Origin of the sequence: Pedobacter cryotolerans (assembly GCF_005116475.1) — a bacterium.
GTDB classification, from domain to species: Bacteria; Bacteroidota; Bacteroidia; order Sphingobacteriales; family Sphingobacteriaceae; genus Pedobacter; species Pedobacter cryotolerans.
In genome coordinates, this window is record NZ_SWBO01000007.1 from 193,114 (window position 1) to 210,045 (window position 16,932).

The 16,932-nt window shown below is 35.3% G+C and carries 15 protein-coding genes; 11 read left to right on the forward strand and 4 right to left on the reverse strand.

What is annotated here, in order from left to right; genetic code table 11:
- The first annotated feature begins 103 nt into the window (after nucleotides 1–103).
- The 7 genes from purN (at nucleotide 104) to rodA (ending at nucleotide 8,541) form a co-directional block, all read left to right on the forward strand.
- A complete protein-coding gene (gene purN / locus FA045_RS13340) occupies nucleotides 104–682 on the forward strand; it encodes a phosphoribosylglycinamide formyltransferase (RefSeq protein WP_136877577.1) in 579 nt (192 codons plus the stop codon).
- 194 nt (nucleotides 683–876) lie between these two features.
- Nucleotides 877–2,403 (forward strand): bifunctional phosphoribosylaminoimidazolecarboxamide formyltransferase/IMP cyclohydrolase, encoded by a 1,527-nt coding sequence (gene purH, locus FA045_RS13345; protein ID WP_136877578.1) that lies wholly within the window; start codon nucleotides 877–879, stop codon nucleotides 2,401–2,403.
- Nucleotides 2,404–2,854: 451 nt separating this feature from the next.
- Nucleotides 2,855–3,877, forward strand: a complete 1,023-nt coding sequence (locus FA045_RS13350; protein WP_131555670.1) for a rod shape-determining protein — start codon at nucleotides 2,855–2,857, stop codon at nucleotides 3,875–3,877.
- 84 nt (nucleotides 3,878–3,961) lie between these two features.
- Nucleotides 3,962–4,801 carry a rod shape-determining protein MreC gene (mreC, locus tag FA045_RS13355; RefSeq protein ID WP_136877579.1) on the forward strand — a complete coding sequence of 280 codons (840 nt, stop codon included), beginning with the start codon at nucleotides 3,962–3,964 and terminating at the stop codon, nucleotides 4,799–4,801.
- Nucleotides 4,791–5,306: a rod shape-determining protein MreD gene (locus tag FA045_RS13360; protein WP_136877580.1), complete on the forward strand. Its 516-nt coding sequence runs from the start codon at nucleotides 4,791–4,793 to the stop codon at nucleotides 5,304–5,306. The genes mreC and FA045_RS13360 overlap by 11 nt, the downstream gene beginning before the upstream one ends.
- The gene (gene mrdA, locus FA045_RS13365) at nucleotides 5,307–7,298 is read left to right on the forward strand and encodes a penicillin-binding protein 2 (protein WP_136877581.1); all 1,992 of its coding nucleotides are present in this window, start codon (nucleotides 5,307–5,309) and stop codon (nucleotides 7,296–7,298) included.
- On the forward strand, nucleotides 7,279–8,541 hold the full coding sequence (rodA, locus tag FA045_RS13370; RefSeq protein WP_136877582.1) for a rod shape-determining protein RodA: 1,263 nt from the start codon (nucleotides 7,279–7,281) through the stop codon (nucleotides 8,539–8,541). The genes mrdA and rodA overlap by 20 nt, the downstream gene beginning before the upstream one ends.
- A gap of 154 nt (nucleotides 8,542–8,695) precedes the next feature.
- On the opposite strand, the gene FA045_RS13375 is transcribed toward rodA, so the two are convergent.
- Nucleotides 8,696–9,844: a hypothetical protein gene (locus tag FA045_RS13375; RefSeq protein ID WP_136877583.1), complete on the reverse strand. Its 1,149-nt coding sequence runs from the start codon at nucleotides 9,842–9,844 to the stop codon at nucleotides 8,696–8,698.
- Nucleotides 9,845–10,040: 196 nt separating this feature from the next.
- Here FA045_RS13375 and FA045_RS13380 point away from each other — a divergent pair, with 196 nt between their 5' ends.
- The 4 genes from FA045_RS13380 (at nucleotide 10,041) to FA045_RS13395 (ending at nucleotide 12,023) form a co-directional block, all read left to right on the forward strand.
- Complete coding sequence (locus tag FA045_RS13380; RefSeq protein ID WP_136877584.1) at nucleotides 10,041–10,616, forward strand: thymidine kinase; 576 nt, start codon at nucleotides 10,041–10,043, stop codon at nucleotides 10,614–10,616.
- A 39-nt stretch (nucleotides 10,617–10,655) separates the two neighbouring features.
- Nucleotides 10,656–10,853: a hypothetical protein gene (locus FA045_RS13385; RefSeq protein ID WP_136877585.1), complete on the forward strand. Its 198-nt coding sequence runs from the start codon at nucleotides 10,656–10,658 to the stop codon at nucleotides 10,851–10,853.
- Nucleotides 10,854–11,031: 178 nt separating this feature from the next.
- Entirely contained in the window at nucleotides 11,032–11,448 is a 417-nt protein-coding gene (locus FA045_RS13390; protein WP_136877586.1) for a VOC family protein, read from the forward strand.
- A gap of 125 nt (nucleotides 11,449–11,573) precedes the next feature.
- Nucleotides 11,574–12,023 (forward strand): SRPBCC family protein, encoded by a 450-nt coding sequence (locus FA045_RS13395; RefSeq protein ID WP_136877587.1) that lies wholly within the window; start codon nucleotides 11,574–11,576, stop codon nucleotides 12,021–12,023.
- A gap of 69 nt (nucleotides 12,024–12,092) precedes the next feature.
- Here the strand turns inward: FA045_RS13395 and FA045_RS13400 are convergent, their stop codons facing one another.
- From FA045_RS13400 to FA045_RS13410, 3 genes are all read right to left on the reverse strand, one after another.
- Entirely contained in the window at nucleotides 12,093–13,733 is a 1,641-nt protein-coding gene (locus FA045_RS13400; RefSeq protein ID WP_136877588.1) for a TldD/PmbA family protein, read from the reverse strand.
- Between the two features lie 213 nt (nucleotides 13,734–13,946).
- Complete coding sequence (locus tag FA045_RS13405) at nucleotides 13,947–15,263, reverse strand: TldD/PmbA family protein (protein WP_136877589.1); 1,317 nt, start codon at nucleotides 15,261–15,263, stop codon at nucleotides 13,947–13,949.
- Between the two features lie 2 nt (nucleotides 15,264–15,265).
- Entirely contained in the window at nucleotides 15,266–16,900 is a 1,635-nt protein-coding gene (locus FA045_RS13410) for a TldD/PmbA family protein (RefSeq protein ID WP_136877590.1), read from the reverse strand.
- Between the last annotated feature and the right edge of the window lie 32 nt (nucleotides 16,901–16,932).

The window sequence follows — 16,932 nt, forward strand, 5'->3', positions numbered from 1 at the left end:
ATGCTACAAATTTATTTTAAATGATAAATATCAGTATATTAAATTATAAAAACTCTTTCATTAAAAAGGTAAAATGCTATTTTTGAAAAAAAGATAAAGCATTTTGAAGAAACGTATCGCAATTTTTGCTTCGGGCTCAGGTTCTAATGCCCAAAAATTAATGGAGCATTTTAAACGCAACACAGAGGTGGAAGTTGCTTTGGTTTTAACCAACAATCCTGACGCCTATGTTTTACAACGTGCAGATAGCTTCGAAATTCCATCGCATATTTTTGATAAGCATGAGTTTTATAAGACTGATAATATAATTGATCTTTTAAAAAACCTTGATATTGATTTAATTGTGCTGGCTGGCTTTTTATGGCTAATTCCAAAAAACTTACTACAAGAATACCCTGGCAGAATTATTAACATACACCCTGCTATTTTACCAAAATTTGGCGGCAAAGGTATGTATGGCGATTTTGTGCACAAAGCCGTAATGGAAGCAAGTGAACCCGAAGGCGGAATAACCATCCACTATGTGAATGAAAATTACGATGAAGGCGAGTACATTTATCAAGCCAAATACCGTATTGACAAAAGCGATAATTTAGAAATGGTGAAATTTAAAGGCCAACAATTAGAACACTTGCATTACCCACGTATTGTAGAGAGCATCATTAAGAAGATTAAAAAGTAGAGAATAGTCGGGAAGATGGTAAGTTGGAAAAGTCGGGAAGCCGTAAGACAGAAAAATCGGAGCTTAGAAAAGCCCGAAAACTAGACCATTTTCCATCTTACCAATAACATCTTACATTTATTAAATTTTCTTAAGAAATCCCCTCAAAAAACGATCTCATTTTCTTACCTTTGCGGCTTAAAATAATACCCTTCATGAGTCAGCAAGTTAAGATCAAAAACGCTTTAATTTCAGTTTATTACAAAGATGGTTTAGCACCTCTTGTTCAATATTTAGCCCAGCAAGGCGTAACGCTATATTCTACTGGCGGTACCGAACAATTTATTAAAGATTTAAATCTACCTGTTGTTGCCGTTGAAGATTTAACTGGCTACCCTTCTATTTTAGGCGGACGAGTAAAAACGTTACACCCTAAAGTGTTTGGCGGAATTTTAAATCGTAGAGGTTTAGCGGGCGATCAAGAACAAATTGCCGAATATGAAATTCCAGAAATTGATTTAGTTATTGTAGACCTTTACCCTTTTGAAGAAACCGTAAAAGCTGGCGGTACCGATACTGAAATTATTGAGAAGATTGATATTGGTGGTATTTCATTAATTAGAGCTGCTGCGAAAAACTTTAATGACGTAGTAATTATCGCCTCAAAAGATGATTATGGTACTTTATTAGAAGAATTACAAGCTCAAGATGGCGCTACAACTTTAGCTCAACGTACATCGTATGCTAAAAAAGCTTTCCATACTTCTTCTCATTACGATACGGCAATTTTTAATTATTTTAATAATGAAGAACCGCTGAATGTTTTTAAACAAAGCGTTAAACAAGCACAAACTTTACGTTATGGCGAAAATCCTCATCAGCAAGGAACTTTTTACGGCAACTTAGATGAGATGTTTACCAAATTAAATGGTAAAGAATTAAGTTACAACAATTTGGTAGATGTTGATGCTGCTGTAGCATTGATTGATGAATTTACTGAACCAACTTTTGCCATTTTAAAACATACCAACGCTTGCGGTTTAGCATCGAGACCAACAGTTTTACAAGCTTGGAAAGACGCTTTAGCCTGCGATCCAGTTTCGGCTTTTGGTGGTGTATTAATTACCAATCAGGAAGTAGATTTAGCAACTGCACAAGAAATTAACAATTTATTTTTTGAAGTTTTAATTGCGCCAAGCTACCAACCAGAAGCTGTAGAATTATTTAAAGCAAAGAAAAACAGAGTGATTTTACAACGCAATGAAGTTGAATTGAGTAAAAAACAATTTAAAACTTTATTAAACGGTGTAATTGAACAAGATAAAGATTTAAGCTTAGAAGCTGCCGAGCAAATGAAAACGGTTACCGATAAAGCACCAAGCGAAGCTTCGATACAAGATTTAATTTTTGCTAACAAAATTGTAAAACATACCAAATCAAATACCATTGTTTTTGTAAAAGACAATTTATTAATTGCAAGTGGCGTTGGACAAACATCGAGAGTTGATGCTTTGAAACAAGCGGTAGTTAAAGCAGAAGCATTTGGTTTTAGCTTAAAAGATGCTGTGATGGCATCTGATGCATTTTTCCCTTTCCCAGATTGTGTAGAGTTAGCAGCAGATGCAGGAATTATTGCAGTTTTACAACCTGGTGGCTCTATTAAAGATCAGGATTCGATTGATATGTGTAACGCAAAAGGCATTGCCATGGTAACTACAGGAGTGAGACATTTTAAACACTAAGCTAGTCGGATAAGTTAAGGAGACCGAAAGTCGGAAAGATATAAAAGTATAAAGACTAAAGCTAAAAGGTTAATGCGCTTTACAATTCCCCTCCCTTGGAGGGGTGTCAGCCACGGCTGACGGGGTGGTTTTTTAGGCTATTTTGCAACCTTTAATAATTGCACAAGCTGCTGTAAAATAAACCCGATTGTAGTGAATATACTTTTTTGTTTTGCTAGCACTTCGACTACGCTCAGTGTGACAGCACAAAAAAGATTTTAACGGAAAGCCTGCCTGCCGGCAGGCAGGCGGGACTGAAATAACCTATAGAAATAGAACATTGATTTTCAAATCATTCGGAAAAATTAATTTTAGGCTCAACAGATTTTTTAAATTTTAAATACAATAAAAAGGTGTATTTTTACATTGTATAAGTACACAAATTTTAAATACAACATAACATCACATATAAATGGGATTATTTAACTGGTTTACGCAAGAAGTTGCCATTGATTTAGGCACAGCGAATACCCTTATTATACATAACGATAAAGTAGTAGTTGACGAACCATCGATAGTTGCTTTTGACAGACAAACCAACAAAATCATTGCAATTGGCCGCCAGGCGATGCAAATGGAAGGTAAAACACACGATAATATTAGAACAGTTAGACCTTTAAAAGATGGTGTAATTGCAGATTTTAATGCTGCAGAAGCCATGATTAAAGGGATGATTAGAATGCTTAACGGTGGTAAAGGCTGGATGTTTCCATCTTTACGAATGGTAATCTGTATTCCTTCTGGTATTACTGAGGTTGAAAAACGTGCGGTAAGAGATAGTGCTGAAATTGCTGGTGCAAAAGAAGTTTACTTAATTCACGAACCAATGGCAGCAGCCGTAGGTATTGGAATTGATGTAGAAGAACCAATGGGAAATATGATCATCGATATAGGTGGTGGTACTACAGAGATTGCGGTTATTGCATTGTCTGGTATTGTTTGTGACCAATCTATCCGCGTGGCGGGAGATAACTTTGATAGCGATATTGTAAATTACATCCGTCGCCAACACAACATAATGATTGGTGACCGTACGGCTGAGAAAATCAAAATTGAAGTTGGCGCTGCATTACCAGAATTGGCTGATCCACCTGCAGATTTTGCTGTACAAGGTAGAGATTTAATGACTGGTGTACCAAAACAAATCACCGTTTCTTACACTGAAATTGCACATTGTTTAGATAAATCTATCTCAAAAATTGAAGAAGCGATTTTAAAGGCTTTAGAGATTACGCCTCCAGAACTTTCGGCTGATATTTACCAAACTGGTATTTACTTAACTGGTGGTGGTGCATTGTTACGTGGTTTAGATAAACGTGTGGCTGCTAAAACTAAGTTACCTGTTCACGTTGCCGAAGATCCACTTCGTGCTGTAGTACGTGGTACTGGTATCGCTTTAAAAAACATTGGTAATTATAAATTTTTAATGCAATAATCTAGATATGAGAAATTAGATATGAGATTTGAGACGAAGTGCCAAACTCATATCTAATTTCTCATATCTCATATCTTTTAAGCAATGCGTAACCTTTGGATTTTCGTCAGTAGATATAACGCATTTTTCTTTTTCTTCATTTTCTTTGCTATTGGCGTAGTTTTAACTATCAAAAATAATTCTTACCAACGCAGTGTAACTTTAAGCTCTACCAATGAGATTGTTGGTGATGCTTATGGGCGCTTAAATGTGCTCAAAAGATATTTAAATCTTGGTCAAGTAAATGACAGTTTAGCGATGGAGAACGCTAAACTTAAAACACAACTTTTAGTATTACAAAATGTAGATAGCAGTAAAGTTATTAAAGTATCTGATAGTGTAAATCAGCAGCAATACACTTTATTTGCAGCAAAAGTGATTAAAAACTCAATCAGTTTAAGAAATAATTACATTACTATTAATAAAGGTAGTGCTGATGGTATTGTTAAAGATATGGCAGTAATTTCTCCTCAAACAGGAGTAGTTGGATTTGTACAAGATGTATCTGAACATTTAGCAACCATCAGATCTTTACTTAATAAAAATACAGCTATAAGCGTTTATATTAAAAAAAATAATGCATTTGGCTCGTTAGTTTGGGGAGATGGAAATTTTGATTTTAAAAAAGCTTTGGTAAAAGAAATTCCAAATCATTTTAATGTTAAAGTTGGAGATACGGTGATTACTTCGGGTGTGGGTAGTTTTCCGAAAGGAATTGAAATTGGTCGAATTGTAAAAACAGGAATTAGCACTGGAGATAGTTTTATGACCTTGGAGGTTAGCCTTTTTAATGATTTTAGCACCTTACAATACGTATATATTGTAAAAGACAGATTAGCTACAGAACAAAAAGCTTTAGAAGAACAATTGCCTAATGAACAGTAAGACCATTTTATTAAATATTTTTAGGTGGTTTGTACTTTTATTTGTGCAGATTTTTTTATTGCGTAACTTAAATTACTATAACTTATCAACTCCATTTATTTACATCCTATTTATTCTTGTACTTCCTTTTAGGATACCTAACCTACTTTTATTTTTAATAGCTTTTGGAACAGGTTTAACTATAGACGCCTTTTACGATACCTTAGGTGTACACACTAGCGCCTGTGTTGCCCTTGCATTTGTAAGGATATTATTTATTTCTGTGAGTGTAAATAGAGATGCTTTTGATGAACCTGAACCTTCTTTAGGAAACATGGGTTTTAAATGGTTTTTGCTCTATGCTTTTTTATGTACAATTGTGCATCACATTATCGTTTTTGTATTGGAGGCGTTTAAATTTAGTGAAATTGGCTATACTTTGGGTAGGGCTTTAATTAGTGTTATATTTACACTTTTTATTGTCTTGTTGGTAGAGTTTACCTTCCATAACAGAAAATCGAATTAAATGGATCAGCTGTTTAACAGAAAATATATTATTCAAGGTTTATTTGTTGTACTTGCACTAATTTTAATAGGCAAGCTTTTTTATATACAGGTAGCTACCGACAAATATTTTTTGAATGCCAACAGTAATGCCTTGCGTAAATCATATGTTTTTCCGGCTAGAGGAGTAATTTTAGACCGAAATAATAAAATTTTAGCGCAAAACCAACCTACTTACGATTTATTGGTAACTCCAAAATTGGTTCAACCTTTTGATACAATTTCTCTGTGTAAGCTAATTGATATCGATATGCCAACTTTTAGAGAGAAACTAAGAAAAGCAACAGTAAGATCGAGGTTTCAATCTTCAATATTTCAAAAATTACTCTCGGTACAAACTTATGCCGCCTTGCAAGAGAAACTCTCTAATTTCCCGGGTTTTGAGGTGCAAAAAAGAACAATCAGATATTATCCAGACAGTGTTGCCGCACAGTTTTTAGGTTTTATGAGAGAGGTTAATCAAGTAGATATTGATAAATACGAAGGTTATTATAAACCTGGCGACTACATTGGAAAAACTGGGATAGAAAAATCATACGAGGAATATTTAAGAGGAACAAAAGGAGTTAGACATATTCTTTATAATGCTAAAAACGTAGCACAAGGTAGTTATGATGATGGGAGATTAGATTCTCTTTCTATAGCCGGCGATAACATTGTTTCTACAATTGATAGTAGAATACAAAAGTTAGGTGAAGAATTATTAGCCAATAAAGTGGGTAGTGTGGTTGCAATTGAACCCAGCACTGGAGAAATATTGGCTTTTGTGAGCAGCCCGGGTTATGATCCAAACAAATTGGTAGGTAATAATTTTAGTCCAAATTATAGACAATTTACAGCCAATCCATACCGCCCCTTATTTATTAGACCACTGCAAGGAAAGTATTCTCCAGGCTCTGCTTTTAAGCCTTTAGATGCATTAATTGCGTTGAGCGAAGGAGTTGTAAACCCAAACACTACTATCTTTTGCCCAGGGTACTATATTGCGGGAAACAGAAAACTTAGCTGCGAACACCGAGATTTAAACACCAACTTAAGATGGGGTCTTTCTCGTTCATGCAACACCTATTTTTGGAGTATTTTCGCCAAAATGTTAACCAAAAATGGATCATCAAGAGCAAAGCAACAAGCTGCTTATGATGTTTGGCAAAATAAAGTAAGGAAATTTGGCATTGGTGATACTTTAGGTATAGATTTACCAAGCGAAAAAGCATTTAAATTGTACCGACCAAAAGATTATACCCAAATGTATGGCAAACGTTGGGGTAATACTACCATTATCTCACTAGCCATCGGACAAGGTGAAATAAGTACTACTCCGCTGCAAATGGCCAATATTATGGCAATTATTGCCAATCGTGGTTATTATCTTAAACCACATGTGGTAAAAGCCATAGGCGATGAAAAAAAAATAGACCCCAAATACAAACAAAAGCATTTTGTAGATATTGATGCGAAACATTTTGAACCAGTTATTGATGGTATGCAGGATGCAGTTAATACAAATACTGGTACGGCCACCGAATCGAGGATTAGAAATATTTTAATGTGTGGTAAAACCGGAACTGTACAAAATAACCGTGGTAAAAATCACTCTGTATTTATCGGCTTTGCCCCAAGAGATAACCCTAAAATTGCTATTGCTGTTATTATAGAAAATGGAGGTTATGGTGGTGCATACGCCGCTCCTATTGCCAGTTTTATTACCGAAAAATATTTAACTGATTCGCTTGAGCCTAGAAGAATAAACGGCGCTACTTTGCAGCAGTATAAAGATGATAATTTGTTACCTGCTTTAAAAATGGATAAACCTAAAAAACCATTAAGCAAAGCCGATAGCACAAAAGCAGATAGTTTAAAAAAGAGGCCGTTACCTGCAAAACAAAATGTTGCAATAAATAAATTTAATAAAGAAGCCATTTTACCAAAGAACAATGCAGCAGCAAAGCAATAAATTTTTCTTTAATGTAGATTGGATCACCATTCTATTGTATGTTGCTTTATGCTTAATTGGCTTCATTAATATTTACGCAACAGAATTTAATCCAGATATTTCTACAGATTTTAGATTGAGCTCTAGTTATGGTAAGCAATTAATTTTTATTGGCACTGGCTTGGTTCTAGGTTTTTCTATTTTACTGTTTGATGCCAAATTTTTCAGTGTGTTTGCACCAGTTATTTATGGCGTAACAATGGTTTTATTAGTGGTGGTTTTGGTAATTGGCCGAGATGTTGGCGGTAACCAAGCTTGGATAGCCATTGGCTCGTTCAGGTTGCAGCCCTCAGAATTTGCTAAATTTGGTACAGCTTTATTACTGGCTCGTTACATTAGTTCTTTTAATGTTAAACTCAATTCGTTAAAACCAATTTTAATTGCTGCCGCGATTATAGTTTTACCCATGACATTGATCATGTTACAACCAGATGCTGGCTCAACTTTGGTGTTTTTATCGTTTATGTTTCCATTGTATAGAGAAGGTTTGCCAGGCTATTTGCTACTTATTTTTTGGGGAATGGTTTTGCTATTTGTTCTAAACCTTTACTTGGCTCCAACTATTCTTATTGTCTCAATATTACTTTTAGGTGCAATATTTATTTATTTTAACCGTAAAAGGCAACAAAAAATAATTAGCATTGGTATTATTACTTTATTGGCAATTGGCTACCTATTTATTGCTAAAGTATTATTTGATCATGTATTACAAAAGCATCAACGTGCTCGTATCGAACTTATTTTAGGCTTAACTAAAGACAATAAAGGGGTTGGTTATAATGTAATCCAGTCGCAAACAGCTATTGGCGCAGGACAGCTAACTGGTAGAGGATTTTTACAAGGCACACAAACTAAATTTAAATTTGTACCTGCACAAAGTACCGATTTTATTTTTTCTACCGTAGGCGAAGAATGGGGTTTTGCAGGTTGTTTTGTAGTAATCTCTCTTTACGTGTTTTTATTACTTCGTGTAATTAACATCGCAGAGCGACAAAGATCATCATTTTCTAGGGTATACGGCTATTGCATGGCCTGCATCATCTTTTTCCATGTGTTTATCAATATTAGCATGGCTATAGGTATTATGCCAGTTATTGGCATCCCACTTCCTTTTATTAGTTACGGAGGATCTTCTTTATGGAGTTTTACAGTTTTACTCTTTATCTTTTTAAAGTTAGATTCGAATAGGATGGGATTTATTTAGCAAAATCACGTCATATCGAACGCAGCGAAGCGAGGAGACATCTCTTTGCTAATGGGATCACAAACTTATTTCAAGCACAACAACATTCAATGCTAAATAAGCTCATAGACTTCTCATTCGCGAAATGCTCATATCGAAGTGACGATTAGAAAACCTATCTAAATCTTTGATTTAACAATTCGTAAAATTTATCAACCGTAGCTTGTTTAGCTGTCCAGTTGTTTTTTACAGCATAATTTTTTTGGAAAAAGTTATCTGCGCTTTCAAAATCAGGAAGTTTATTTGCCAAATCAATTGCTTCAGCATAAGCCAAATTGTAGCCGTTAAATAAATCTTTAATGTAAAGCAACTTATCATTTAGGTTTATAGCCTGCTTTAAATCAGAAATTTTTGCAGTATTTGTGGTATTCACATTTATACTTCTCGATTTTGCTAACAAGTCGTTTAAAGTGGTTTTATAGGTTGGGTCTTCAACAGGCTCAACATTATTAACTTCAACAGTTTCTACTGGAGCTACAGCTAAGGTTAATTCTTCTTTCTCAATAGGAAAATTTTCTTCTATTTTGACTAAAAATGGCTCAGGACCAATCTCATCTTCATCAGTTTCTGCGGCTTCATCTTTATTTAGCTGTTCTCTCAATTTTATCTTCTCGGCTAAAACGCGTTCTTCTTCATCACTTAATGGCCTATTAAAAAGTTGTTCAACGCTCTTCTCTTCAAATTCAAACTTTTCATCAGTGTTTATTGAATTTTCATCAATAATGAAGTGATCATCATCATTTGAATCAGTTTGAGATTTTTCCGAAATGGTTTCATGCTCACTGTGATCATTCAAAATAAATTCGAATGTAGACGGTTCAGAATCTAATTTAAAAACCTCTTTTTCTATCTCTTCAAGACCAACAACTGGTTCTTCTACCAAATCTTCATCAAAATCAGAATTAACTTTTGCGGTATATATTTCATTTTCTTCGACTACTTCTGCTTCGTTAGCCTTATCATTATTTTCTGCAAATGTAATTTCTTCTAGCTGATCTTCTTCGTGTGTATCATCAGGCAATACCGCTTTATTAAATACAACAGCATCATTTTCATGTATAGTTTCAGTATCATTAACTTGTGGCTTTACATTTAACTTTTTAATGATTTGAACATGATCTGCTAAAAAATTCGCGTTAGCATGAAAAAGCTCTAACTCTAACTCGTTGAATTTTTGAGGGTTTTGAGATAAATATTGATATTGATCATTTAACTCATTTAGTATCAATCCTAATTTCTTAAAAAGATCTTCTTGTTTTATCATGGTAGCTTAACGAAAAAATGGGCGATTTATGTTAATAAATGACAATCAAAAGTACTATAAATTTCTTTTATATTTCGGCTGGATATTTATATCTTAATGTAGATGAGGAGAGAACGATAATTTGCTTTTATATGTCAGTCGATTAAATTGCATATAAAAGCAAATTTATCTAAGTTTGGCTAAAATACCTTTACAAATGTTATTCAGCGAGCAAAACTTTAGAAGAGGAGAATTTTGTGGAAGCATCGAAGTAATTTGCGGCTCTATGTTCTCTGGTAAAACCGAAGAATTAATTAGACGATTAAAGAGAGCACAAATAGCAAAGCTGAATGTAGAAATTTTTAAGCCAAAAACTGATACGAGATATGACGAAACTGCTGTAGTTTCGCATGATTTAAACTCTATTCAATCAACTCCAGTAAACAGTTCATCAGCCATTCTATTGTTAGGAACCAATACCCAAGTTGTTGGCATTGATGAAGCCCAATTTTTTGATGATGAACTTCCAGAAGTTTGCAATAAATTAGCACTAAAAGGAATTAGGGTAATTATTGCTGGTTTAGACATGGATTTTCAAGGTAAACCTTTTGGTCCGATGCCAGCCTTATTAGCCATTGCCGAACACGTTACAAAAGTAAATGCAGTTTGTATGCAATGTGGCAGCCCGGCGGTTTACTCTTACCGAACTGTGGTTAACGATACAAAAATACTTTTAGGAGAAAAAGACAGCTATGAACCGCGTTGCCGAGCTTGTTACAATATGCTGGGCTAATCAGTTTGTAATTTTCAGTTAACAGTTTCAAATTAAACTATGAAAATTCTTAATCAAGATACACCAACGGGCGAATTAAATGACCTAAAAGTTGGTGATAAAATTAGTAACGGAATAGGAACTTTTGGGGAAATCGATTCTATTATATTTGAAAGTGGAGATGGCTATTGGGAGTATACATTTGCTTTAGTTGGAGGCGATTTTATCCAAGTAAAAAAGCTTATTCCAACCTGTTAAACATCCCTTTTTCGCTTATTTTCCTCTTCTAGAAATCTACTTCCCAATCATCAATATGCTACTTTTTATATTTGATTAAAATTAGTATGCTTGTCTCTTTTGCACCCTAAAATAGTCGCATAGCCGCATCTTATTGTTATAATCATTACCTAAATTAGTGTAACTAAATATAAGTGTAATGACAAAAGAAATCTGGGCTAATTTACCCGTTGCTAACATTAACAAATCTGTAGAATTTTTCACAAAAATGGGTTTCGAAAAAAACGAAAGATTTCCATTTACAGATACCATGGCCTCTTTTTTTATCGGCGAAAAAAGTCGCTTTGTAATGATGTTATTTAGAAATGATGTGATAGAAGGTTTTTGTGGCAATAAAGTTTCTGATACGAGTAAAGGAACAGAAGTATTATTTTCCATAGATGCAGAAAGCCCCCAAGAAGTAGACCAGATGCTACAAAAAGCTGAAGACGCAGGCGGCACCATTTATGCACATGGCGGCGAAAAAGATGGCTGGATGTATGGTGGTGGTTTTATTGACCTTGATGGACATAGATGGAATTTGCTACACATGGATTTTAGTAAAATGGGAAAGTAATTTCACAGATTTTTCTATCGGTCGGTGTCTCACCGACAGAGACAATATAACAATATAATAATTTCGGCGGGTGGAGACACCAGCCGATAAATAAATAAAATATAGAAACTTTTAATTTAGTTATTATGGATTTTAATATAGAAATAAACGCAAGTAAGGAGAAGGTTTGGGATATACTTCTTGGCAAAGAAACCTATCCACAATGGACTAAAGCTTTTAGTGAAGATTCTAACGTAATTACCGACTGGAAAAAAGGAAGTAAAGCACTATTTCATGATGGCAATAATAAAGGTATGGTTTCGAGAATAGCTGAAAATATTCCAAATGAATTTCTATCTATTGAGCATTTAGGAATGTATGATAATGGCGTAGAAGATTATGAAAGTGAACAGGTAAAAATGTGGGCGGGAGCAAAAGAAAATTATACCCTTACTAACGTAGATGGTAAAACCAATCTTCATATTTATATGGAAATGGATGAAAATGATGCCAATAAGCCTATGATTGATATGTTTGCGGATATGTGGCCAAAAGCTTTGGCAAAAGTTAAAGAATTGGCGGAAAAAGTTGACTAAATGTTATTAAACACATAGACACATAGGAAAAGCTAATATCTATGTGACTATGTGTTAAAAATTAATAACTTACCCCAAACTCCTACCCGTATTAATTACTTTTACACCATTAAATCTGGTAGTTGCACTGCCGTGAGAAACCGCACTTACTTGGCTGGGCTGACCCTTACCATCAGAAAAAGTACCTCCTAAACGGTAATCGGCTTTGCCACAAAGTTTGGCGCATGAATTCCAGAATTCCTGAGTATTAGATTGGTAAGAAGCATCTTTAAACATGCCTACAATTTTTCCATCTTTTACTTCGTAGGCTAATTGTGCGCTAAATTGGAAATTGTACCGCTGCTGATCGATAGAATAAGAATTACGACCAAACATGTAAATTCCTTTTTCTACATCCTTTACCATATCTGCAGCAGTTAATTCAGTGTTGCCTGGTGCTAATGAAACATTTGGCATCCGCTGAAATTGAATGCTATCCCAACTATCAGCATAACAACAACCTTGCGATTCTTTCAATCCCAAAATATGAGCCTGATCTCTTATGGTTTGATAATTAACTAAAATTCCGTTTTTAATGATATCCCATTTGCCACATTTCACCCCTTCATCATCGTAGCCAACTGCACCTAATGAGCCTACTTCTAATTTATCGGCAATTACATTTACCTGATCGCTGCCGAAATTAAATTTCTTAGTTTCCCATTTATCTAAAGTTAAAAAACTTGTACCTGCATAATTGGCTTCGTAACCTAAAACGCGGTCTAATTCTGTAGGGTGCCCAACAGATTCGTGAATGGTTAAAAATAAATGTGATGGATCTAAAATCAAATCGTATTTACCAGCTGGAACTGGTTTGGCTTTTAGCTTTTCAGTGATGTGAACAGTTGCTTCTTTTACATCTTCGAGCATATCGTAACGTTTTTTGTACATCGTTACTGGGCCGCCTTTTATTTTTTCTTCATCTTTGGGGGTCAGATATTCAAATCCCATTCCCATTGGGGCGCTTAAAGCATTTCTCGTTTCAAATTTGCCACTACCAGCATCAATTTTAGTAACGGTAAAGTTTGGCCAAATGCGATGAATATCTTGGTCGATATAAGAACCATCAGTTGAAGCAAAATACTTCTGCTCATTGATCATAAAGATATTTGAGTTTACATATTTAGCTCCACCTTTTAATGCTTCGCTATTGATATTGAGCAACATATCTACCTTTTCTGGTATAGGAACTGCAAATGCATTCACCTCAATTGGTGTTTTCCAGCTTACCTCTCCATAACCTTTTTGTGGAGCAAGTTGCACGGCCTCTGTCATTAGTTTGGCATTACCTTTGGCAATAGCCACCGCCAATTCTGCTGCTTTTGATATACTACCATTGTCCATATTATTGGTTGCAGCAAAACCCCAACATCCATTTACTAAAACTCTTACTCCTAAACCATACGATTCGCCATTGGCTACATTATCAACCCTGTTATCTCTAGTAGCTACCACCTGATTTAAGTATCTGCCAATGCGAACATCGGCATAAGATGCACCTTTAGATTTGGCTGCGTTTAAAGCAACATCAGCCATTTGTTTTTTTAGCTTAACATCAACGGGTGTTAAAGCTTCTTCAACAGAAATCATTCTGCCGAAAGTATTTAGGCTAGGTAACATGGCTGCTCCTGTGCCTATACCGGTCATATATAGAAAATCTCTTCTTCTCAATTTGTTAGGTTTAATTTTAATAAGGTCTCTTCGAGGCCGCGAAACGCCTTTTTAATAAACAAAAATTTGTCATTCTGAGGAACGAAGAATCTCATAGTTTAAATGCATTAAAGAGATTCTTCACTACGTTCAGAATGACAAAGCGTGCTAAAATTGTATGTCAAAACTTCTTTTCGGCAGGTGAGGACACCTGCCGATAGCTTTCGATGCTAACTAAATCGCATCAGATAATGATGAAAAAGTAAAATCTTTAATCTTCATTGGTGGGATCATTCCACTTCCTGTTCTTACGGGTTTGCCTAAAGCTTCCACATTGTTTAACATAATGATAGGACTTTCATTAAACCTGAAGTTTTTAATTGGAAATTTAATTTCGCCATTTTCGATGTAAAAAGTACCGTCACGCGTAAGCCCAGTTAGTAATAATGTTTGCGGATCTACCGAACGGATATACCAAAAACGAGTAACCAAAATTCCCTTTTCAGTACTTTTAATTAAGTCTTGTAAAGATTGTGTACCACCTTCAATAACCATACTTCTGCCAAAAGGAATAGGCTCTACCCCTTTCTTTTCTGCCCAATATCTTGAATAGGCTAAATTTTTAACCACACCATTTTTAACCCATTCTGTCTTTTTTAAAGCTATACCATCACCATTCCAAGTTGCAGAAGGTAATTCTGGGTTCATCGGATCTGAGTAGATATTTACATTTTCAGAAAACAACTGTTCGCCCAAACGCGTACCTCCACCCTTTTTACTCATGAAACTTCTACCTTCATCTGCGCTACGGGCATCAAAACCCCTAAACATATTACTTAAAATATCACTAGCGGCTAAAGGCTCTAAAATAACAGTGTATTTACCTGGCTCAATTGCTTTTGCACCAGCAGAACCTGTGGCCTTGCCTGCTGCAATTTTACTTAAGGCAAGTACATCCATTTTGCTGAGATCGTTAAAATCTTGTTCAACATAACCAGATCCGGTTCCTTCTTTATTTCTAATGGTTACAGAAAAAGAAACATTGGTTGATTTGTTATAGGCGAACAAACCTTTAGAGTTCATCACCGAATTGAAACGAGTAGAATTTTCTAAAAATCCTGCTGCATCTAAATTAGCTGCTTTGGCTACACCTAAACTCTTACCAACCATTTCTGCTCTGGTATCTGGCGACATGGTTGCAGTATTTTCATTGTAAGTTTTTGATTCTGGAAAAGTTTGTGCACCCAATAAAGGCATATATTCTGGATTTTCTGGTGCCAATTGCGCCAGCTCTTCAGCTCTGCTAACTACTTTTTTAAGCGAAGCATCATCAAACTCATTAATAGATGCTGATCCCGTTTTTTTACCAAAGGTAGAATTAACAGATAAACTCATTACATCAACTTGTCCGGCAGTAGAAACTGCGTTACGAGCATAACGGATATTACCTCCGTTAGATCCATTTAAGCTTACTTCACAAGCGTCAGCTTTTGAGTAACTAATAACTTTTTTTAATATTGCTTGGGCTTCTTCTTTACTTAATATGGCCATAATTATATTTTTCTAGCTGTATTGATAACATTAACTCCATTAAATCTTGTTGTAGAACTACCGTGAGAAACGGCGCTACTTTGTCCGGGCTGACCTTTGCCATCGTTAAATGAGCCACCCAAACGATAATCGCTTTCATCGCAAATTGCTGAGCAAGAATTCCAAAACTCTTGTGTATTAGATTGGTAAGCCACATCGTTAAGCATACCTGCAATTTTACCATCTTTGATTTCGTAATACAACTGACCACCAAATTGGAAATTGTAACGCTGCTGATCGATTGAATAACTACCATCACCTATTATGTAAATACCTTTTTCTACATCTTTGATCATCTCATCAACACTTAATTTTGCTTTACCTGATTCTAATGAAACATTCGGCATACGTTGAAACTGAACATCGTTCCAACCTTGCGCATAACAGCAACCTTGCGATTCTTTTAAACCGATAATATGCGCTTGATCTCTTATGGTTTGATAATTTACCAATACACCATCTTTAATTAAATTCCATTCCTTACATTTCACACCTTCGTCATCATAACCAACCGCACCTAAAGATCCTACTTGGGTTTTATCTGCTAAAATGTTCACTTTATCGCTACCAAATTTGAAGTTTTTAGACTGCCACTTATCTAAGGTTAAAAAACTGGTACCTGCATAATTGGCTTCGTAGCCTAAAACTCTGTCTAACTCTGTAGGGTGACCAACCGACTCGTGTATGGTTAACCATAAGTGCGATGGATCTAAAACCAAATCGTACTTACCAGCCTCAACAGATTTTGCGGTAATTTTTTCTTTAGCCACACGAGTAGCTTCTTTTACATCGCCCAAAATATCATATCTATTTTTGTAACGCGTAATTACACCAGCAACTTTGTCTTCTGGTCTGGCATTCATGTACTCATAACCCATACCCATCGGAGAACTTAATGCCGATTGTGTTTTAAATTTACCAGATGCCCTATCAATTACCGTTACGCCAAATGTTGGATAAATACGATGGATATCTTGATCAATATAAGATCCATCGGTTGATGCAAAATATTTTTGTTCATTAACTGCAAATAAAGCAGCATTTACAAAATTTGCTCCATTTTGAATGGCAATATCATTCACATTCATCAATAAATCAACCTTTTCTTTTATCGGAACTTCAAAGGCGTTAATCTCGAGTGGCGTTTTCCAGCTCACTTCTCCAAAACCTTTTTGAGGAGCCAATTGCACTGCTTCGCCTTGTATTTTAGCATTGGCTTTTGCAACTGCTACAGCTTGCTCAGCAGTTTTAGCTATCGATTCTTTAGTAACTGTATTTGTAGCGGCAAAACCCCAACAGCCGTTAGCAATAACCCTGATACCTACCCCAAAAGATTCGGTGTTGGCAACACCTTGAACACGTTTATCTCTGGTAGAAACAAATTGATTTAAATACCTACCAATACGAACATCGGTATAACTTGCGCCTTTGGCTTTGGCGGCGTTTAAGGCAACATCTGCCAATTCCTTTTTAATTTTTACGTCTATCTTTTCAAGGGCTTGTAAAGGATCTATTGGATTTGCAAAAGCCCCAAAATCTGGCAATAGCAAAGCACTCGCACCAATTCCTGATAAGTAGAGAAAGTCTTTTCTTTTCAAAATAATTTAGTTTTATCGTTTAAAGTAACTCT